We start from the raw sequence: 21,149 nt of genomic DNA on the forward strand, positions 1-21,149 counted from the left end.
GTACATCTCCCGGATTGAAAATTCTGTTCATTTGGACGATTCGGATAATAGATCGAGTCATCGCTACAGTAAAGGCGGGATTATATAGAGTTTTATTTGCCAGGTCAAAGCAATTACACAAATATTTTATGTCTGCCAAACGACCAGGCCTGGTGAGCATTAAATTTAAATCAATTGTATAAAAAAACCGACAAAGTTGTTCAAAACCTTTCCAAAGGCCTCGAATCATAATAAACTTCACAATCGTTTATATGCTGATAAATTTGCCCAACTGGCCGACTTCAAACCTAAGATATATAACTATGACGCTGAATGACATTCGCCAACTGATTCAATCTGACATTACAGCCACCGATCAACTGATCCTTGACCGGCTTGCGTCTGATGTTGTTCTAATCAACCAAATTGGTCATTACATTATCAATAACGGCGGCAAACGTCTGCGCCCACTCATTGTTTTATTAAGCGCGCGCGCCTGTCATTACATGGGCAACCAGCATCTTGTTATGGCGGCGGTCATCGAATTTATTCACACCTCAACCCTACTGCACGATGATGTGGTGGACGAGTCTGACACGCGTCGTGGTAAAAAAACGGCCAATGAAGTTTGGGGCAATGCCGCCAGTGTATTGGTGGGTGACTTTTTGTATTCACGCTCATTCGAAATGATGGTGGAACCCGGCATCATGCGCATCATGCAAGTTATGTCGGAAGCCACCAATGTGATTGCAGAAGGCGAGGTTTTACAACTACTCAACTGTCACGATGCCGATACGGATGAAGCACGCTATATGGAAGTCATTCATCGAAAAACCGCTAAGTTATTTGAAGCCGCTGCTCAAATGGGGCCGGTTTTAACTCAACAGCCTGAGCTTGAGAAAGCCTTTGCACTTTATGGGCGTCATTTAGGTGCCGCGTTTCAATTAATTGATGATGTACTCGATTACACCGCTAGCACAGAAGAACTTGGCAAAAGCATTGGGGATGATTTAGCCGAAGGTAAACCGACCTTGCCTTTAATTTATGCCATGCAACACGGCGAAAAAGCCCAAAAAGAAATTGTTAAACGTGCGATCGAAACTGACGGTATTGCTTTGCTTAAAGAGGTAACCGACATTATCAAACAAACCGGTGCGATCGAGTTTACCCAAAACAAAGCCCAGCAAGAAGCTGAATTAGCTAAGCAAGCTCTAGCCACCATTACTGATTCGCAATACAAACAGGCTTTGATTGCTTTAGCTGATATGGCCGTTAATCGTCGCCATTAACTTAACAGACACAAGCCATTCAACCAAAGCCTGACTAGACTAAGTTTTTGCCTTGGTTTTTGGCTCCACCATTTCCTCAACCACGCCTTCAATCTGCTCACGTAACTGGGCTTCATGCTCTTCACGTCGCACTTCAACAAACTGCTTATAAAGCTCCAAGTTATTAAGCTTGGTTTTATTCCAGTCAATTCGGCGCAATAACCAGCGTGTCATATAACGCACAATTTTTAATTGGTCAGGCGACTGATACAACACTTCAGGACGAGGTCGAATCCCATGAATACGTTCTACTACTATAGTTTGATGCTCAACATCTGGGCGAATACGCAGAAAACCGCTCTGAGTATCATCAAAACTAATGCTGTAATAAACTCGCACGATCTGGTTTAGGTTAAAAATAGCTTTCGCTAAAATCGTCGACTCGCGCTTGCCATTCACCCCCACCGTATTAATGAAAATGTTCTGGGCTTTGATGGTACGAAAAAACTGCTCGACTTCATCAATCGGTACATCTTGATAGCGAATTTCCGTTAAACGCTCGGCATTTTTCAATGCATCGGATCGTCGCTCTAAAGATTTAAAGAAATATTTAACCGCTGGGGTGATATCGTTTTGCGTGCTCATATTTTACCTCTAACTCTTTAACGACCAGCCCAACTAAAGCTTAACTTTCTAATGCTATTTTTTGATTCTAAGATAAATCGACCTAACTATTTTACATTCACCTGATTACGACCCGACTGTTTGCTTTTATAAAGCATCGCGTCCGCTTTTGCGATTAACTCGACATAATCGTTCATATTAAAAGGTATGCGCGAACTCACACCAAAACTCATAGTGATACCCTGTTCCGCTTGCCCAACATCAAATGACATAGCTGCAATTTTTTGCCTTAATTTTTCGGCCAATGCGGTCGCCTTGGTCAAATTGGTTTCGGGCAAAATTAAAATAAACTCTTCTCCACCATAACGATGTAACGCATCACTGTAACCCACATTCTGGATAATTAGCTGGGTCACCTCCACCAACACCTTGTCACCGGACTGATGGCCAAATTGATCATTAAAATCTTTAAAGTTATCGATGTCGCACATAATAATGCTCACCGGTTTCTCATCAATCAGGTGGCTTTTCCATACGCGTTTAATCATCTCATCAAAATGACGGCGATTATGAATACCGGTTAAAAAGTCGGTGTTAGAGGCTTTTTTAAACCCTAGGTTGGACTCTTTTAAACTTTCAATAAGTTCATCATTTTCGAGTCGTTGCAAGATATTTTTTCGATGTGTGAAATTAAGCTGGCGCGCTTGTTCATACAGCATTAAGGCAAACACCGCTAATATCAAAACCATTAACATCGATTCATAGGTGAGTTTTTCGAAGTGATACAGCATATAACTGCCCAAGTAAGGCACCGAAGACAAATAGAAAGCCGGCAGAAAATAAGCTGCATAAACCGCCGATCCAGCTGCTAAACCAAACACCATAATACTTACCGCTAAGGACTCGAATGGCAAAGCTTCAAAATCTAAGAAAAAGACGGTCATCCCCCACAACACTCCATTTACCAACGAAGTAACGAGCGACATTTGCTTCATCCAGGGCTTCTGACGCGTGGATTCATCGGCCTTTAACCAATGTCGAATAAATACAAACCGCACCAAAATATTGAGCATCAAAATGCCTCCCCAAACAATCAGCCAAGGAGACGGTACTTTTGAATAAAACAAAAATACAAAGATCAAACCAAATATAGCGTGGGTATAAACCGTTCCTAAAGCTTTGGAATAAAGATCATAAGCCAGTAAACGCTCGACTTCTTTTTCGGACACTGTTGGTTTGTTAATTAAAGCTTGTTTGGACTGCGCCACGCCGTATCATCCTGTTTATTTAGTATTAAAGCTTGAAGTGAACAATATAATAAAAACGGAATCAATAAGCCACTTTAGTTAACCTAAAATTACCTATTAAAGTGCATTATTTCTTAGCCTAAAACAAAAAAACCTGCTCTAAGGCAGGCTTTTTTGTAGAAGTATGCAGACGTTAACTTAACAAGCGCATCATGTAAGACTCAGAAAGGTTATGCTTACTTGATACCTTTTTTTCCCTTTAATTTCAAAATGTTATATTAATATTACAATGATTTATGTAAAATATTTTAACACTATCATAGATAAAGTAAAGTTTTTATTAAATACAGTACTCTCTTATAAATTGCATCGCCACGTTAAATCTACGACTTAAAACTCAAAATCCGTCATTTCTACGACCATAGATAAACACCCGTCAAAAGAGGGTACTAATACTTATAAAACATGCTTTGCTTTTTTCGTTCCATCAATTCAGTTAAAGAAATGTTAGGTCATCAAATTAACGTATTTTTAAGTAAAAAATGAATCAATCCGCCTTTACTCCTTCTGAACCAAGAACCGCATGAATAAAAACGTTAAACCAGCGACTTAATGGTGAGAAGCCGAAATTGCCAAATATTTGAAGCTTGATTGATTCATATAAGACTTGAACCACCAGAATTGGCGCCAAAATAAATTTATGAGTTAACCTTGAATTAATTTTAATAGACCCCAATAAGTATTATTATGAATATTAATTATGAAACTCACCCTCCAAAAATGTGACGGATACTCCTACTGTTAATAGGTTTGAGTCGCGCTTTGGCGGCCTTTTAACCTAAAAATATGGGACTTTCACATAGTGAATGAGAAAAACCAACCTTTTAACATTCTATCCATCGATGGCGGTGGTATCAGAGGCGTATATGCAGCGCATATACTTTCCAAAATAGAGAAAGATCTTCAAATAGATTTATCTGAATCCATTAACCTTATCGCAGGAACAAGTACGGGCTCGATTATAGCGGCGGCAGTAGCACTTAAAATCCCTATGTCGGACATAGTGAAGCTATACAGCGAGCACGGCGGCAAGATATTTAGCCGCAAGTGGTTTTCCTCTCAGGCATACAACAGTATTTATAAAGGCTCGAACCTGAGAGGAGTCCTTTTAGATGTTTTTGGAAATGTACGTCTTGGCGAAATAAACAAGCCGCTTCTTATACCTGCAAGCAATATTGGCAATGGCGGCGTTCATGTATTTAAGTCTGCTTATGACCCTGGGTTTTACCGTGACAAAGATGTAAAGGTTGCTGATGCAGTTCTTGCTTCGTGTTCAGCACCAACATACTTTGATCCTCACAAGGTTGACGAATATCTACTGTCTGATGGTGGCCTATGGGCAAACAATCCTACTTTGGTTGCGATAATTGATGCCAAAAAGAGATTAAACATCGACCTGGATGACATGAAGATATTGTCCGTAGGGACGGGGCATGCAAAAAAAGAATACGGTGTAGAACAAAAGAAAATGTGGGGTATGCTTTCAGGATGGGGTGTAACTGATTTCATCAGCTACATTCTATCTATGCAAAGCGAGTCTGCCCAAAACATGTCAGGGCTCTTACTTGAACCAGATCAAATACTACGCCTGAATTTTGAAACAGACGCGCCAATTGCTTTAGACGACCCCAAAATCATTGGCGACATGTTAAGTAAAGCAGGGCGAGAATTCACATATAAAAGCGCTGAAATAAAAGCGTTCTTACAAGGATAAAATAGGATACAAATATCATGAATACCAGAAATAAAATTTTAGAAAGCCTGTCAAAGGATTTAGATATTCCCAAGTCTGCTTATGATGAAGCAGAACAACGCTATGATGCACTAACTGATTTTATAGAGAAGCACCCTCTGTTAAACCAATATGACCCACATATATTTGTTCAAGGCTCTTTTGCTTTAGGAACAGCGATAAAACCTATGGGAAATGATGCAGCTTACGATATAGACCTTGGCTGCAAGCTCAGACAGAAGATCGACAAAACAACCCATAGTCAAATGCAATTAAAAACAATTGTAAAAGACGTTCTTAGCGAGTACGTTCAGTCGAATGGATTTAAGCGCGATGTAGAAGAAAAAAGACGGTGTTGGACAATAGAATATTCTTCTACGCCATCCTTCCATTTGGATATTGTTCCGTGCATTCCTGAAAGTGAAGAAAAGCGACGTGAAGTAGCTCTTTCAATGGAATCATATTATGGCGAATCATACAATGATTTACGTGATGAAAATTATCAAGATTACTCGATAGCTATAACGGATAATAATGATCCCTCAAATTACTCAACTATCAATAATGAGTGGCCACAGAGCAATCCTGAAGGGTACGCTAAATGGTTTAAAAGACAATCTGATCAAGCTCATGGGCGAGTTGCCCGTGCTACTTTAGAGGCTCGTATAGATAAGGTCCCTAGATTCGCAGGCGAGAAAACACCACTGCAAAAAACTGTGCAGATTTTGAAAAAGCATAGAGACGAGTACTATTCAGAAAAGAATAAGAATACGGATTTAAAGCCTATTTCAATTATTATTTCTACGATTGCGGCCAAGTCATATTCCGGTGAGGCAACCTTGGAAGAGGCTTTGGTTAAAACCGTTCAAGGCCTGTCTGAATTTATTAACAGTGGACCTAAGTACGAGGTTCCGAATCCTGTTAAACCAAGTGAAAACTTCGCGGACAAATGGGAGGAGAAGCCGACGCTTATTAGTCACTTTAGAGCGTGGGTAAACCAACTTAACCAGGATCTAAGTTACTTGGCTGAAGAAGAGGTTTCCATGGAGTCAATTTCTACAGTGTTTAAAGAAGGCTTTGGCTTGGAGCCAGATTTAGCAGCACTTAGAAAAGAGTGTGGAATTGGATCTCAACAAAGACCTGTGCCTGGCGTTGTTAACACACCCAAAGCATCACCTTGGAGCCGAGCGTGTGACTGAGATACCAGGCATCAAAGAACTTCAGAGGGAGCATAAGGGTCTGAGAAGGTTCGCTGGGGATGGTGCAGAAGTTTTGTGCGTCCTTAGAGGGCCTGTTGATGTCTATCTGAAGAACGACGGTTATCCATTGGTTGACGAAACAATCGTTATTGAAATTCAAATATTGAAGGGTTACCCAAGGGTTCCGCCAGTTGTATTCGAAAACGGAAATAAAATCCCAAAGACGCCAGAGTTTCATACGAACCCTGACGGGCAATCATCTTTTTGTCTGGGGGTTCCTTTTGAACTGGAACGGGAGCTGTTTCACCTGAAGGGTGATTTGCTAGGGTTTTATAATTCGCAAATTGAGCCTTACTTGTATGCTGTTTTTTTGAAGCTTAATCATGATATTCCTTTTGTGTTCGGAGAGGTCGAGCATGGGACACTAGGTATTGTTAATGAGCTGAAAAAACAGTTTAAAGTTAATGATATACATGGGGTGGTTTTTGGCCTGAAGGTTTTGACTGATTCGCCTGATATTATTAACTCTACTCGCTGTATATGTGAGAGCGGTAAACGGCTTAAGCGTTGCCCTTGCCGGTTAAATAAAAGGATTAAAGACATAGGAGAAGGTGTATCACAAGAAACTTTTCAAAAGATATTGAATAGTATTTATCTGCACACTAAAGTCCGATAATAAGTTTTTTGTTTTTTTAACGGCTTGTAAAGACCAAATGAATGGGAAATATTATTTCAGAAGCCGTCCTAGTCAAAAATGGCTGCTTGGATCGATACTCATTTTGACTCTCCTTTTAGGTCATTATCTTATGAGTCAAAAGTGTTTACAAAATTAGTGGGCGATTCATCTCATTAATTGGACTCTAAAACCCTGATCGCCTTTTGTTTTATTTCTTCGGCAACCAATGCATGGTTTGAGCTGATTACCGTGCCTAAAGCCTCAGCACTTAAACCTTGTCGAATAATCTTTCTCGCATTATTGACTCTAGTTCGACTGGCAGTTTCCGCATAACCTTCCTTGTTTAGCAAAATCTCGACAATATCCTCTACAGGTTTGTCTGAAGCAAACTCTTCGTAATATTTTACGAAGCAAGTTTTGCCAACTGAGTTTAAAGCTCTCTGTAAATCCATTTCACCTCCAATCAAACGGTAAACACTAGGAATGCTAATCCCATATTTTTTAGCTAAGTCTTTTACCAAAACACCTGCCTCTCTCTCTTGAGTCATCTGTTCAATTTCTTGCTCAGTAAGTTTTTTCTTTGCCCCGAACTTCACACCTTTCGATTTAGCTTTTTCAATGCCTTCAAGCTGTCGCTCTTTCCGAATCTCCGTTTCAAATTCAGCAATACTGGCCAACATATTAAAAAGCAACTTACCGGTTGGAGTTGATGTATCAATCTGCTGATCCAGCACAACAAAATCGACAGACTTCTCTTCAAGAAGGTTGGAAATTTGGGTGAGGTGAAAAGTAGACCGAGCCAAACGGTCTAACTTGGTAATAACAAGACTATCACCCTCACGCAGATATTCCAGGCACCGATGCAACTGAACACGGTTAGCAGTCGTTCCACTCACTTTTTCTTCAAAGATCTTTTCACAACCATATGTCTTCAGCTTTTCAAGTTGCACGTCTAATTTTTGACCAACACTTGAAACACGAGCATATCCCACAATCGCCATTATCAAAACCTCTTAAACTTTTCGAGAATTAAATTATAAGACATAAAATAATAATGTAAAAGCATAATTCTCAAAATGTATACATTTTGAGAATAAAAAAATCTAGCAAGTATAACAAAATGGTCGTGACTGACGAAAACATGGCGGGTAACCTAATGCTTTTTCTAGGAGGATAACATGAGCATTAAAAACGAACTCATCATCGCACCCATGGTTGGGCTATACAATTACAACATCAACAGCATTCTCCCATTAAAGCTAGTGAGGTTAATGAATCACAAAATCATAACCCAAATAATTGAAGAGAAAAAACTTACTATTCCCATAAGAATAACTAAGAGTGAGTTCTCAAAAGTTCACGACGAAATGAATGAACAAGAATGCCGTGCCCTTAAAAGAGCAACAAATGGCCTAATTGAAAAAAGTATCAGAAAAGCTAAAGGAAACGGCGTAAAAAAAGAAATTAAGATTTGTGAGCATGCGACTTTCCAAGAAGGCAAATGTAGCGCTTTACTTCAACCAACAATAGAATATATTAATGCGCTTATATACTCCTTCACTCCTCAAAGTGACCAGGACAGAATTTAGTCTAATTCTGCCCTCTGATTACTTCAAACGATTTCTAAATCGAGCAAATACTTATTTTTTACAAGCATTTCTTTAAGAACTTAATCTAGCCAATGTTGTAGTGATGGGATCGTATGCAAATTCTTGAATCGTCCCGTCTGTAATTTTTTCAACAACCTGTTCAATGATAAACAGCGGCACCAGAAACCATTCTTGCGGGATCACTGGGTGCCCAAAACGGTCAATAATTTCTATATTAAGTTTTACGTCACCAAAGAAGCTATGTAGTAACCTTTCGAGCTTGGTGCGATTGATGTTATATAGATGATAAGTTGCCACAATCTCAACATCTGCCATTAAAAATGTAGGATCGATCTTAGCGTTAGCAATACGTTTTTTAACATCACCGCCCGTTACACCAATTTTATGAACTATTTGACGGTTTTCAGCGATCTTAGGGTGTTCAGACTTGCTTCGCAGCACATAGATAGTGCCAGAAGCTGAATCTTCTTCATCTGCCACGTTATCAAATAATGGACCGTAGCTGTAATCACTGATGCGTCTGCCAGTTTCATCTTCCCATAGTCGTTTTTGTAGTGAGCGCATTAGCTGGTTGCTTTCTACACCATTATCAAAAATCACTCTTAGACGATATTCTTTGCGGCCGTCTTTACCAATAAATTGCTCACCCACTGAAGCAACATAAGCTTTTTGCCCAGACAAAATGAACCAGTTACCTTCTTCAATGGAACCATCTTTATCGAACGGTATGGTTTTTCTTATTCCTGCTTCAATATCCCGCTGTACTGCCTCGAAAAGGGGTTTAAATTTTTCAAAATCCTTACAAGGCTCACGCGAACCAACTTCATCTGCTTTATCCCTCTTCTTTTCTAAACTCGACTTCACATGTTTAAGAACAGTAATATCATCTTTAGCTGGCTCCGCCTCTATACCCAGCTCAGCTAAAATATCGACATCACTCTCCAAGACGTTCTCAAACACGGCATCAACACTATCGCTCAACAATAGACCTTGATAATCCAGTTCCTTAACAAGTTCACAACACTCTTTTTGTTTATTAATTTGATCCAAGCGCACCGCATATAAACGCTCAAAAATATCTTTATCTTCACCGTGCTGTGGTGCATGACCATGTTCTTCTACAAACTTCTGAATTTCTTCAAAGCCTGCAATAATCCGCTCTTGTTTTGGAGTAAGGGTGGCTTTTTTCTTGGTTTCAACTTCAACCCCAAGTTCAGCAAGAATATCAGAATTCGACTTATCAGCCATTTTGCACTTCCTGTACTTTGCGTTGTAGGAAAGCAATACCTTCTGCCATACGGCGTTCCCAAGCGTCCTGTGAAGTAATATCTGGCAATCGGCCACGCTCTTTCTTAAATTGAACAGCACGCATAGCTAGCTCACGTGCTTCTTCTTCGCTCAATTGAATTTTCTTAGCATTAATGATGGCTGCAATTTTCCTCAAACTCTCTTCACCCAAGGATTTCGCCAAAATGGAGTAGGCCTCGCTGAATGGGTTGATACGGTCTATCAAATCAATATCCAACTCCTTCACATCCATTGCAAACTTACGAACTCCCTTAATAAAGGCCGTATTGGAAGCTTCAGAATCATCACCATTAGTTTTATTCAATTCATCTTTGGCTTGTTGCGTAATATTGAAGGCGGCAATAGCATGTTGACGAATCGCTTCTTGATCTTCGTCATCAAGGTGCGGATATTTATCTTTAACAATCTTACCCATCCGAATCTGCGTTAATTCTTCTGGAACGACTTCCTCATCAAACAAACCACGTTCCAAAGAGGTTTTATCCTGCACAAAGGAAGCAATGACTTCATTGAGGTCTTCTATACAGATTCGTTTGGCATCATCACTTTTTGGCTCGATCAAACCGTTGACTTCGATTTCAAACTGACCGGTTTTTTCATTAACACCGACATTGGTTTTTTCAGGGTCATAACCACCCTCACCATAATCAAAGCCTTCTGTTGGCCCTGAATTAGGCTTCTTAGGCTTAAATTCAAATTTTGGGGTTAACACCTGTTCCATCAACAAACTGGCTGCAATCGCTTTTAAAGTATCATTCACGGCATCTGTTACCGCTTCCTCTGAAGCATCCGGTTCTGCAATCAAGTTAGTAAAACGAGCACGGGTTTTACCCTCGGCATCACGCGTTGCACGACCAATGATTTGAATAATCTCAGTTAAACTAGAACGATAGCCAACGGTCAAAGCATGCTCACACCATATCCAGTCAAAACCTTCTTTGGCCATGCCCAGGGCAATAATCATATCAACGTAATCACGGTCTTTATTGGTTTTAGGAGAGCGTAAACTTGCCTGAATAGTCGCTTGGTGGTCAGGATCGACCAAATCAGCGATTCTCAAAACACGCCCGTCTGCTAGTTTAATCAAGTGAAAACCTGTTTCCGGATCGGTTCCTTGCCAATCACCCAAAGAATGCAGAATATGCTCAACCTCTTTTAATTTATCCTTGGTACTTTCACGGGAGTTTACATTTGGAATATGCAGGATTGTTTTTAAATTTGGGTCAAGCACCTTGAGGATTTCATCTGAATAGGGGCCGGTATAGAAGTAGTAACCAATATCCAGAGTTTTAAGGTGTTCATATCCATTGAGCTGCTCATAATAGGTGTAGGTAACAGTTTCAAAATTGGCTTCATCTTCAGGCGACAGAACAGCTTCGGAATCTCCACGAAAATATGACCCAGTCATAGCAACAATGTGCGTTTTATCTCTGGTAATAAACTCACCTAGCTGAGCGCCTAATTTGTTGTCTGGGTTTGAACTAACATGGTGGAACTCATCGACAGCAATCAAACAATCATCAAATGCATTTACGCCAAATTTATCAACCGCAAAACGGAAAGTGGCATGGGTACAAACTAAAACTGAGTCGTCGCTATCTAAAAAAGCCTTGACTGAGTTGACCTTACCACCATCCTCACCCGGTGCATTACACAAATTCCATTTTGGCTGTACAACCCAATCCCAGTAGAAGCCAAACTGCGTTAAGGGCTCATCCTTAAAGCTTGCTCCAATAGACTTCTCTGGTACAACGATAACCGCTTTACGAATACCTTGATTATTGAGTTTGTCTAAAGCAATAAACATTAATGCACGGCTTTTACCTGATGCAGGTGGTGACTTAATCAAAAGGTACTGCTCACCACGCTTTTCATAAGCACGCTCTTGCATAACCCGCATGCCGAGTTCATTGGATTTTTTAGAGCTACCATTGGCAGCGTAGTTTACGGAAACGGACGGGATATGTTTTTCAGCTGTCATAACACTAAGGTCTCTTCGTTTTAATTTGAATTATCACGCTGAATGGCATCAAAAAACCATTGGGGTGGACTTGTAAATTGGGATTGAAATACATTTTCGGGAACATTCTGCCAAAACTCGATAATTGCATCTGACATTTCCTGGATATCTGCATCAGTGATCTTTAGGTAGCTATAGTCCCTGTAATCATGATTAACCCCTGTAAATGGATTCAAGGTGTTAATTCCTGATTCTAAGTATTGAGGATAGTTTTGTTTTAAATCATTAAAAGAGCCGCCATTACCATGCTTATAAACATTAACAATTAAGCGACAAGCATCGAGTTTTTGATGAAAGTCGGTGCTTTTTATATCCCATCCAAAACTTTCGAGTAAATCCATGACCTTTGGAAAGTCTTTTTTCCAAATCTGAAGCTTAGTATTTTCTCCTCGATGCCAATGATTGACCTCTTTGGACAACCACACTCTTAACTGCTTATCCCATTCATGGAACATACCTGCCAGAACACTTAAACGCGTTCTTTCTTCCATATCCGATAACATTTCGTAAAACGAGCAACCGAGGTCGAGAGCTTTTTCATAAAAATCACTTGGATCGTGCCGTTCAGGATCAAAACGATGTTGATTGTCTTCTAACCATTTATCAGCTTCAGCCTTTGCTTCATCATCAATATTTTGGAATTGAGAAAGTAGTCTAGAATTTGCTTGGTCAAAATAAAACATATGCGAGTCAATTAGGTATTGCCTATAGTCGGACCACATCTGAAACATCACATAATCCGCCAAAACTACGCTCCTTTCTTTTCAGTCATTTTAGTGTAAAAGTCAAATAGCTTTTCAAGGCGTTCAGTGTCGTTTTTAAAGCGACGACCGATATAGATTCGCTCTAAGACTTCATCATTGCGTTCATGGGCTAAACGAAGATTTTCTGGCATTTTTTCTGGTTCATACATATCGTATATTGATGCAGGAAATGATTTTTCTCTTGCAAGAAGGATTTCAGCCGCCGTTACTGATAAATCAGACTTATTCTTTTCAGTAAGAATAGGGATTGGAAAGGTATTCCATCCAAGTGTATTTGAGTATGAGTATCGCATTTCAAGTCGCCCACATATCGCAGCAATCCAAGATAAATGTAACTTAGAAGAAAGAATAGAAAATTGCCAAAGCGAAGGTTCTTCAACATAGAATGTTTTATTGGTTGGTATTACACTTTTTCCAGCCATCCCTACAGGCAAATACTCTCTATTTTCTGATGAGACAATTGGCACTAAAATTTTATTCAGTTCGCCTTTACGCTCTCGAAATTGATAAGGTTTACCTGCTAGTTTATTCACTGCTTTATCTTTTGTTGATAATCTTTCTTGACGGACGCTATTGATGCGTTCTGACACCTCAGAAAAAGCCAAAGCCCCCTTTAATTCTTCCTCACTGATCCAAAGACAATATCTCTCTAGACCTTTGATAAATTCATTTGAACCAAGAAAACGCTTCAGCATATGTTCAGGAAAACCTTGTTCTCGAAGGTTTTTTGCTTCATCAGAATTAAGAATCAGCCCCTGAGATTTGGAATAGTAGACTCCGTAATCCATTTTTTTAGTTAAAAACAATGGGGTTTTGGATGCCTCAATAATTTTAATTTTATGATCTGTTAAGTAGGGGTTTATGTGGTCAACGTCTTTAACACTTTCATCTGAATATAAATATCTTTTGCCAGAAGAATAAGAATCTAGTCCAACAATGATTACTGTTACACCGGCCTTATTTTGAGCAAGGTTTGACCAAATAAAAGAAAGGTGAGCGAACCTGATGAAAAAACCTAAAGAATTTAATATTTTCCAAGTGATTGGTACTTGTTGCCCTTGACACAAGCTATTAGTAGCTACGAATGCAAAGCGACATGGAGCTTTAGAGCTATATTCTGCAGCTTTTATTAACCAGCCACCAACATAATCAGCATTTTTCCACTTGTTGGTATATTTGGATAATATCTTTTCTAAATCACTTTTTTGTTCAGTCGTTTGCTTACGTGTTCCTGAAAATGGTGGATTCCCACAAATATAAGTCTCTCCACCTTCATTCTCAAAATCAATTTCAGATTGATCTAAAGGCGTTTCAAATAGATCATCGGCCTTCAGTTGTACGCCAGTGCCTGTTGGAGGGCAAATGCTCAGCCAATCTAGGCGCAATGCATTACCTTGGATAATCCAGTTTGATGAATTCAATGGCAAAAATTCGGCTAGTGCCTCTTTTTGACCAAGGTAAACAACATCGCATTGGTATTCGGCAATAATTAGTGCTAACCGCGCAATCTCAGCAGCAAAGTCTCTGAGTTCGATGCCTCTAAAGTTGGTAATTGGGATCTCGGAACGACGGCCTTTGTCTCCACGTCGAGTATTGATCTCATTTTCAATCTCACGTAATTGCTTATAAGCAATTACTAAGAAGTTTCCCGAACCACAAGCGGGGTCAAAAACACGGATTTTTGAAATGCGTTTACGCAAATTTAAAAGTGTTCGCGGATTGTCACCGGCATCTTCAAGCTTCTCTCTCAAATCATCTAAAAACAGCGGATTTAAGACCTTCAGGATATTCGGCACGGAGGTGTAGTGCATACCTAACTCGCCGCGTTCATCATCATCCGTCACCGCTTGGATCATTGAACCAAAAATATCTGGGTTTATTTTTTGCCAATCTAAGTTTCCGATATGGACTAGGTATGAGCGTGCAATCTTGCTGAATTTTGGCGTATCGGTACTGCCTGAGAACAAGCCACCGTTCACATAGGGAAAGCCATTAGCCCAGCGTGGAAGCTTAGCAAGCTCTCTATCCTCAGTTTTAGTATTCATTGCCCGGAAGATTTCGCTGATTACCAAATGTGTATTGGATGAATCCCTCTCTGACATTTGTTCAATGGTTTGTGTAAAGAGACCTTTACCGTTGAAAATATCGGTGTCTTCAGCAAAAAAACAAAAAATCAGACGAGCCATGAAGTGATTCATGTCATGGCGGCGTTCTGCTTTACCCCATTCAGGATTGTCTTTAAGCAACTCAATATAGAGCCGGTTTAATCTGCTGGTTGCTCTGATGTCAAACGAACTATCACGAACTTGCTTAACGGTGGTTATCCCTGCAAGTGGTAGAAAGAAGCCGAAATGATTGGGGAAGTCTTTATATTCGCAGGCAACCGTTTCACCGTTAGTTAAGTCTTCGGCCTGAAACTCAACGCCATCAGTTGCAAGAATATACTTAACCTTACCTTTTTTGGTAGCAGGGCTATTGCGCAGCATACCTAAAATCGACGAAACAGCATCAGCTTCACTGGTTGCAATATGTATGTTGTTACGCTGAAGTACACCACCCTTAATATCTGATGCATTAGTAGAGCCAGATTTTAAACGCTTTATCGTCGTTTCTTTATTTCCAAAAGCTTCTAAAAAAGCATACGGAAAATTCTCAGCATCAAAGTCCTGCCCAGCTAACTGTGAAACGGCCTGTTCAATTTCTACTGCGTTCAATTTATAGTCTCTTATTCCGTTCGTTCTCGATCAATCATCGGCAAAGGCTCATTTAGTTTTGCCTCAGTCAATCCGTATTTATATGCATTGTACTGCCATCTAACAAACTGCTCCATTAACGCCGCATTTTTTTGTTTGAGCATTTCATTTTCCGCTTTAAGGTAAGCGATGCGATCTGCCGCAATATTCAAATTGCTAGGCTTTGGTTTATCATGTCCTCGCTGCCTTATTCCTGCTTTTCTGGACTTAAACGCATCTCGAATATCTTGGTTTGCATATAAGGTCTGACGCGTGGGTTTAAAGCCGATCAGAGATTCAATCGCATCAAGAACCGCATCCCAAGTGAGTTTCTCATCACCCCAACCAAGAATATGGCTAACAACCGCCTCAATGTCTCTTTTTGATAAATGCTTAGCCAAGACCACCTCCAAGAAGTAACTTCGCTTGCTCAGCTAATTTCTGCTGGTCTTGTTTTAACCTGTTTTCACCATGTTTGTTTCGTAACACTCGGTTTGTTTGTGAAAAAGATTTGTCATTTGAGAGTTTGATTAACGAACCGTCAGGCACGCTAGGGTCTTCAAGGATTTCAACAAGTTGTTTTAAATGAGTCAGTGTGTGCTGATGATATTCATACCAGCGATCAGCACCGGCTAGACCTTCATTGATAGCTGTTTCAGATGCCTTAAACTGCTTTTCAACTTCCGCTAATTGCGCTTTTATTCGGCGCAGCTTCTCTTCCTCACCCTTAACGCATACCTGCTCCGCACAGTTCAAACAGTCACGGTACTTGTCGCAAGGCGAAATAGTGTAGTCATGGACGCAGAAACCATATTCAGTGACATGAGCCGTCCCTTTTTCTAGGGTATTGAACTCTTGAATCGTAATCGGGATGTGCTTTTTAGCTTCACCCACTGGACCAAACAATGATTTTGATGGATCGAACTGCTCCGCACGTACAACCATTTCAAATTCACTCATTTGATTATAAACACGGTTTTGTTTTGCGTCGGCTCGTCCAGCCCATTTAGCTAAATCATCTTGCGCCATACCACCGCGTTCAGCAATCGTAGACAAAAGGTGGCGCATTTGATGTGAAGTCGCTTTTAATCTATTGCCTTGAGCATCTTTATAGCCATAGCGATCAAAAATGCTTTGGTGCGACTCTTGATTTAATGACTCTCTTGGTGATAAATCGTTATTGAAAACATTATTTGTTGGTGCCCATAGAATAACCGGCGAGCTTATTTTATGATCAGTCAGTAGGTTTCTCGTCATGCAAAAAAGGGCATTACTGTACTTAATGGCTTGCTCTTTCGACAGCCACGGAAACCCCTCAGGTTGTCGTTTCATGACATAGCCATTCCAAAGTTCACCTAGGCTGTAGCTGTAATCACATTTTTTTAACTTCATTCCATGTAATGAAGATTGAGCTGACTTACTATCCCTTGCAACTAGACCTAAAGCCAATGCAACTTCAATCGCTGTTAATTTTGCAGCTGAATCAACTTTCGGACATCCAGTGTGCGGATAGAAACTTCTTGGGTTGTCTTCAATCCATTTAGCTAAATCACGAGCAGGAGCTGTTAACGATTTTATTCTTGCAATCGCTTCTTTTGCGACTGGCACCATAACTTTTGGTATCCACTTGATATCACCGCCAAAGCCTTTCCCAGAATAAAATCGCCAGCCATATTGAATATCACCCTGACTGTCTTTTTCCTCAATTTCACAATCAACGGGCAAAAGCAAGATTTCAGTGATACGTGATGGAGCGCACATTAACATCGCAAATACTGATGATGTAAAGATATCTTTAGGGTTTTCAGGGTTTGAAGCAAATATCTCCGCCATCGCCTCAAGCACATCCGAGGAGGGGAGTTTCTTTTCTCGATCTGCCTTGGCTTTTTGCCCGGTATTGACTCGATCATTCGCACGTTTTATTGGGTTTTTCCATGAGTCTAGCTTTCCAGGAACTAGGTTTTTATCTGTTACAAACTTAGCCAGCCGTTCAATTTCTCGACCGGCATGGTAAGTTGCTGCGTTTTTATAACTTTGCCTAGCAACCAGACTAGCTTCATCTAAATCAGAAATTGAAACCTTGGAAATATCTGCTGAACCATAGCGCTTTATAAGCGCTTGCTCAACACATCGAAGCGCGCGCATTTCGTTTTTTGCATCTGTCGGCTTGTGCCCTTGTTGATATCGAAAATAAGCTTTCGCAAAATCCATAAACTCAGGTGCCAACAAATCAGAGTTAGGATTTACGCCTCTAGATTTAATACCAACTTTAGTGAAATTAATCACTTTCGGCCATGCCCAATCATCCCAGTTTAGATCCGCACCAAAAACAGTTAATCTATTTTTGCAAAGCTCGATAAACTCTTTAAGATTTCTAGCTGCATCAAGTTCTTTTTTAGGAGTAAAATGAAATATATCAGCCATGCTTCGCAGCCTCCCTACGCTCTTTACAGAGCGCCACTACTTCTGTCACTGCTATTATTGTTCTATCATTAACGGAGGCAATCGCAAGGTCATTTGTTTGTTGATATACTTTTTCACGCTCTTCAATTAAGTCTTGAAGAACCTTTCCATGTGGAGCATCCAACCAAGGCTGAAAGTGATTACATGTGTAGCAAGGTATTGGCACTCTGGAACCACAGAAATCATAACTACCGCATGTACCCACATTCTCATGCGGATTTAACCTTATACGGCTTGAGGGGTCTTTTCCTCTTCGAGCTTCACCCTCATCATCTACAATGATACCCCTAAATGCATTGGCATAAGGGACAAGCAGGTGACCGACTTTATCGTTTATTTTTCGTGCATATTCAGGGACATTTTCCACGTAAACTTGAGCGTTCTGCGTATCAGTATGGTCAAGCAACTCTGCAATTATAAGCGCTCCATAACCCTCTCTGGCCGCACGCGTTCCCACAGAGTATCTAAAACGCTGCGCATTGATGTTTATCAGCTCACCGGTTCTTTCTGACATAACCTCGGCTTTTTGAACAACTGCATCCGCAGCTTTGGAAAATTCCAATCGTTCACAATGCAAAACATCCAAGGATAAATCACTCAACATCTGGTTAAGCTTAATGTATTTATCTAACAATCTGTAATCTGGAAAAAGAGGGAGTTCCAAAATAACTTTGTCATCAATCTTACCAAACTTATTTTCAAACTTTGAAATCACAATTGAACGCTGCAAATCCAGAATGCGCCATAAATCCTCAGTAACCTGCATCTGCTTAAATGACTCTCTAAAGCCAGCTCCACGCTGTTTTGCTCTAGGGATATTTAATACATAAGCAAGGCCTTGGTTTTTGTTACTTCCATGCATGACATCTTTTAGTTTCATGTGAGAAAGCTGAATAGGACGACGACCGGTGGCACTAAGCAAGCGAACCATTGCAAACTGATCGATTGTTATCATATTTTCTTCATACAAACTTGCTGCCGCTTCATTGATGTTTAGCAATTCTACATCCGTTAGTGGGCCTTGCTCAGGGTCTAACCGCTTAACCACATCACCTTTTACGTTACCTTTTAAACGCCATGAATCCAACAAATCTACAACTTCATCAGAAACACCGTCATAACCGAGTTCATGCCATTTTTTGAGAAAGCCTTTTATTGTTCCCAGATACCATTCATGTTCCCTATCTAAAGAGGATCTAAAATTTATCAAACTCTCAACAGTAATGTACTGGCTTTCACTAAACCTCAAATAGTCCCTAAAACGGTCATAAATGTTACTTGCATGGCTTGAAGAAAAGTTTCTCACGTAAAACGCCAAAACCTTTTTCAACGGAAGGAGCAGACTGACATCAACAAGGTTTTCAACTAAGTTAAAATTAACAGTTATGCTTTTTGAAATAACCCATTTATCAGCGGTTAAGAAAAAAGAGTAACCTGACTTAGAAATAAACTCATCTTCTCCAGAATCACTCGCTGAAAGCTTTCTCAACTTATCTTCCATCTATTTTTCAATTCCTGTTTGTAATTTAAGAAATGCTTCGTTAGCTTTATTTTTGATATACCGTTGATTGTAATGCGCCGCAGTCCCTGAGCCTTGCTTCCAACCCATCAACCATGAACGTATCTGCTCTTGCTGAACCTCATCAGGCGGGGCATCCATTGAATCCATTAACTGTGAAAACCGTTCATTCCATTTGTGGCGCAAGGCATGACCAGTAAAATCAATGAGTTTAGGCGACAAAGCCTTAACAGTGGTCATTACCTTATTATAGGTCGCTTTTGAAACAGGTTGCCCTGATGTTGGCCCCGGCTTATGCACCACAAACAAGTATTCATGCTTTCTTGCTGAAATTTCTTTTCTACGGTAGTTCATCACGTAGTTATGAATCTCGGCTGCAAGACTCTCTTTAAGCTGAATTCTTCTGTCCATTGTCTTAACTAAAGGCTGATCGACCCTCGGATCTGACTTTTCATCCGCACGTCTCGCAATAACTATTTGGTTGTTAGAGAAGTCAACGTCTTTAACCTTTATTGAAAGCAACTCACCCAACCTGATTCCAAGATAATACAACATCAAAAACATTAGTCGATTTCGCACTTTCGTTGATTTACCCTCAAATGGATTTAAATCTGATTCCGGACGAAAAATCTCGAACAACAAATCTACTTGCTCATCAGACAACCCTTTTTCAACCAATGACTGATTACGCCCTTTTTTTACTGGTCGCCGTGAACGAATTTTTTTAACTAAAGCGCCCAGTTTCCTCTGATCCACAGCACCACTAACGCTCAACAAAATCCCCAACCATTCTAAATACTTTGCTATCACCGAAAGCCTTCTATAAACCGTTTCGTTTGCCACTCTTGGCTTTCTTACCTTAGCCAAACTTATGACCTTATTTGCAGCAACTTTGCTGGAAAGGTTGAACTGACAAAAATCCGCCAATGCATCAACTTCATTCAATTTTAAAAAAACGCCTGACCTAAGCCTTTCCACCAAATCAATCTCATGCTCATCACTAAATTTCAGCAAAACAGATATTGATGACAAAGCACTTTCCATTGAAGCAAAAGACAGTGAGGCATTTCTTACTTGAGTTGTTATAAATAAATTTGGGTAAAACAACGGTACACCTGAACCAGATTCAACCAACAGGCAATAACGCTCACCATTCTCCATAACAAAGCTTTGAATTGAAATTGCCATACCAATAAAATTACCATTTAATAACGTAATACTTTCAATTATAATTTAAAAAAATACCTAACACAACATCTGCTAGGTATTTTTATTAAAAGCTTATTTTACAATATCTTATATGATTAAACCTTACAAAAAGGCATCATGTGTGTTTTAGAAAGGTACGTCATCGTCATCAAAATCATTTGGTTGATAAGCTGGGCGAGCTGGCGCTTGTTGCGGCTGACTCGCTGGACGCTGTGGTGCGCCGCCCATTGGGGCTTGTGCATAGCCACCCATCCCGCCTTGCGGCGCTGGTCGCTGTTGCGCTGGACGTGCTGGAGCTGGTTGACTTTGGCCAAAGCCACCATCGTAAGCGCCGTGACTTTGATCAAACGCCACATCACTTGGGCCGCCTTGTTGTTGACCCCCACGATTGCCGCCACCGAGCATTTGCATCACACCGTTAAAGTCCAGCACCACCTCAGTCGAATAACGATCTTGACCACTGGTCTGATCTTGCCACTTGCGTGTTTGCAACTTACCTTCTAAATAAACCTGCGAGCCTTTGGTCAGATATTGTTGCGCAATTTCGGCCAATTTACCGAAGATTACCACACGATGCCATTCGGTTTTTTCTTGCTTTTCACCGGTGGAGCGGTCGTTCCACTGCTCACTGGTAGCGACATTTAAGTTTGCGATTGCGGTGCCGTTGGCAGCAAAACGCACTTCTGGATCACGACCCAGGGTTCCGACTAAGATGACTTTATTGACTCCACGCATAGCT

Annotated in this window: 18 protein-coding genes; 5 read left to right on the forward strand and 13 right to left on the reverse strand. The window is 40.4% G+C overall.

The genetic code is table 11. From position 1 onward, the window contains the following. The coding region (locus VIM91_RS02580; RefSeq protein WP_331863261.1) for a hypothetical protein at nucleotides 1–229 on the reverse strand (229 nt) is incomplete at its 3' end. Between the two features lie 73 nt (nucleotides 230–302). Between VIM91_RS02580 and ispB the strand changes: the two genes are divergently transcribed. Further along, entirely contained in the window at nucleotides 303–1,268 is a 966-nt protein-coding gene (ispB, locus tag VIM91_RS02585; protein ID WP_331863262.1) for an octaprenyl diphosphate synthase, read from the forward strand. A 39-nt stretch (nucleotides 1,269–1,307) separates the two neighbouring features. Here the strand turns inward: ispB and VIM91_RS02590 are convergent, their stop codons facing one another. Together VIM91_RS02590 and VIM91_RS02595 are read right to left on the reverse strand one after the other, a co-directional pair. Further along, entirely contained in the window at nucleotides 1,308–1,892 is a 585-nt protein-coding gene (locus VIM91_RS02590) for a hypothetical protein (protein ID WP_331863263.1), read from the reverse strand. Nucleotides 1,893–1,978: 86 nt separating this feature from the next. After that, complete coding sequence (locus tag VIM91_RS02595) at nucleotides 1,979–3,139, reverse strand: GGDEF domain-containing protein (protein WP_331863264.1); 1,161 nt, start codon at nucleotides 3,137–3,139, stop codon at nucleotides 1,979–1,981. 841 nt (nucleotides 3,140–3,980) lie between these two features. Here VIM91_RS02595 and VIM91_RS02600 point away from each other — a divergent pair. Genes VIM91_RS02600 through VIM91_RS02610 form a run of 3 tightly spaced genes read left to right on the forward strand, consistent with a single transcriptional unit; the run spans nucleotide 3,981 to nucleotide 6,785 of the window. Further along, nucleotides 3,981–4,892 carry a CBASS cGAMP-activated phospholipase gene (locus VIM91_RS02600; protein WP_331863265.1) on the forward strand — a complete coding sequence of 304 codons (912 nt, stop codon included), beginning with the start codon at nucleotides 3,981–3,983 and terminating at the stop codon, nucleotides 4,890–4,892. Nucleotides 4,893–4,909: 17 nt separating this feature from the next. Beyond that, nucleotides 4,910–6,109 (forward strand): nucleotidyltransferase, encoded by a 1,200-nt coding sequence (locus VIM91_RS02605; protein ID WP_331863266.1) that lies wholly within the window; start codon nucleotides 4,910–4,912, stop codon nucleotides 6,107–6,109. Then, entirely contained in the window at nucleotides 6,102–6,785 is a 684-nt protein-coding gene (locus tag VIM91_RS02610; protein ID WP_331863267.1) for a hypothetical protein, read from the forward strand. The genes VIM91_RS02605 and VIM91_RS02610 overlap by 8 nt, the downstream gene beginning before the upstream one ends. Before the next feature lie 173 nt (nucleotides 6,786–6,958). On the opposite strand, the gene VIM91_RS02615 is transcribed toward VIM91_RS02610, so the two are convergent. After that, on the reverse strand, nucleotides 6,959–7,786 hold the full coding sequence (locus VIM91_RS02615) for a recombinase family protein (RefSeq protein WP_331863268.1): 828 nt from the start codon (nucleotides 7,784–7,786) through the stop codon (nucleotides 6,959–6,961). Between the two features lie 177 nt (nucleotides 7,787–7,963). On the opposite strand from VIM91_RS02615, the gene VIM91_RS02620 reads away from it, so the two are divergent. After that, on the forward strand, nucleotides 7,964–8,374 hold the full coding sequence (locus tag VIM91_RS02620; protein WP_331863269.1) for a hypothetical protein: 411 nt from the start codon (nucleotides 7,964–7,966) through the stop codon (nucleotides 8,372–8,374). A gap of 72 nt (nucleotides 8,375–8,446) precedes the next feature. Here VIM91_RS02620 and VIM91_RS02625 read toward each other — a convergent pair whose 3' ends face one another. From VIM91_RS02625 to ssb, 9 genes are all read right to left on the reverse strand, one after another. Then, nucleotides 8,447–9,643 (reverse strand): GIY-YIG nuclease family protein, encoded by a 1,197-nt coding sequence (locus tag VIM91_RS02625; RefSeq protein WP_331863270.1) that lies wholly within the window; start codon nucleotides 9,641–9,643, stop codon nucleotides 8,447–8,449. Then, the gene (locus tag VIM91_RS02630) at nucleotides 9,636–11,684 is read right to left on the reverse strand and encodes a DEAD/DEAH box helicase (protein ID WP_331863271.1); all 2,049 of its coding nucleotides are present in this window, start codon (nucleotides 11,682–11,684) and stop codon (nucleotides 9,636–9,638) included. Before VIM91_RS02630 ends, VIM91_RS02625 begins: the two co-directional genes overlap by 8 nt. Nucleotides 11,685–11,704: 20 nt before the next feature. Continuing rightward, on the reverse strand, nucleotides 11,705–12,469 hold the full coding sequence (locus VIM91_RS02635; protein WP_331863272.1) for a hypothetical protein: 765 nt from the start codon (nucleotides 12,467–12,469) through the stop codon (nucleotides 11,705–11,707). A 2-nt stretch (nucleotides 12,470–12,471) separates the two neighbouring features. Further along, nucleotides 12,472–15,201, reverse strand: a complete 2,730-nt coding sequence (locus VIM91_RS02640; protein ID WP_331863274.1) for a class I SAM-dependent DNA methyltransferase — start codon at nucleotides 15,199–15,201, stop codon at nucleotides 12,472–12,474. 11 nt (nucleotides 15,202–15,212) lie between these two features. Beyond that, entirely contained in the window at nucleotides 15,213–15,626 is a 414-nt protein-coding gene (locus VIM91_RS02645; protein WP_331863284.1) for a hypothetical protein, read from the reverse strand. After that, on the reverse strand, nucleotides 15,613–17,643 hold the full coding sequence (locus VIM91_RS02650) for an integrase (RefSeq protein WP_331863275.1): 2,031 nt from the start codon (nucleotides 17,641–17,643) through the stop codon (nucleotides 15,613–15,615). The genes VIM91_RS02645 and VIM91_RS02650 overlap by 14 nt, the downstream gene beginning before the upstream one ends. Continuing rightward, nucleotides 17,636–19,183, reverse strand: coding sequence for a site-specific integrase (locus VIM91_RS02655; protein WP_331863276.1), 1,548 nt, complete (start codon nucleotides 19,181–19,183; stop codon nucleotides 17,636–17,638). The genes VIM91_RS02650 and VIM91_RS02655 overlap by 8 nt, the downstream gene beginning before the upstream one ends. Continuing rightward, nucleotides 19,184–20,389: a site-specific integrase gene (locus tag VIM91_RS02660; protein ID WP_331863277.1), complete on the reverse strand. Its 1,206-nt coding sequence runs from the start codon at nucleotides 20,387–20,389 to the stop codon at nucleotides 19,184–19,186. A 147-nt stretch (nucleotides 20,390–20,536) separates the two neighbouring features. After that, complete coding sequence (gene ssb, locus VIM91_RS02665) at nucleotides 20,537–21,145, reverse strand: single-stranded DNA-binding protein (RefSeq protein WP_331863278.1); 609 nt, start codon at nucleotides 21,143–21,145, stop codon at nucleotides 20,537–20,539. Nucleotides 21,146–21,149 lie beyond the last annotated feature (4 nt).

It is taken from the genome of Thiomicrospira sp., assembly GCF_036568485.1.
GTDB lineage: Bacteria > Pseudomonadota > Gammaproteobacteria > Thiomicrospirales > Thiomicrospiraceae > Thiomicrospira.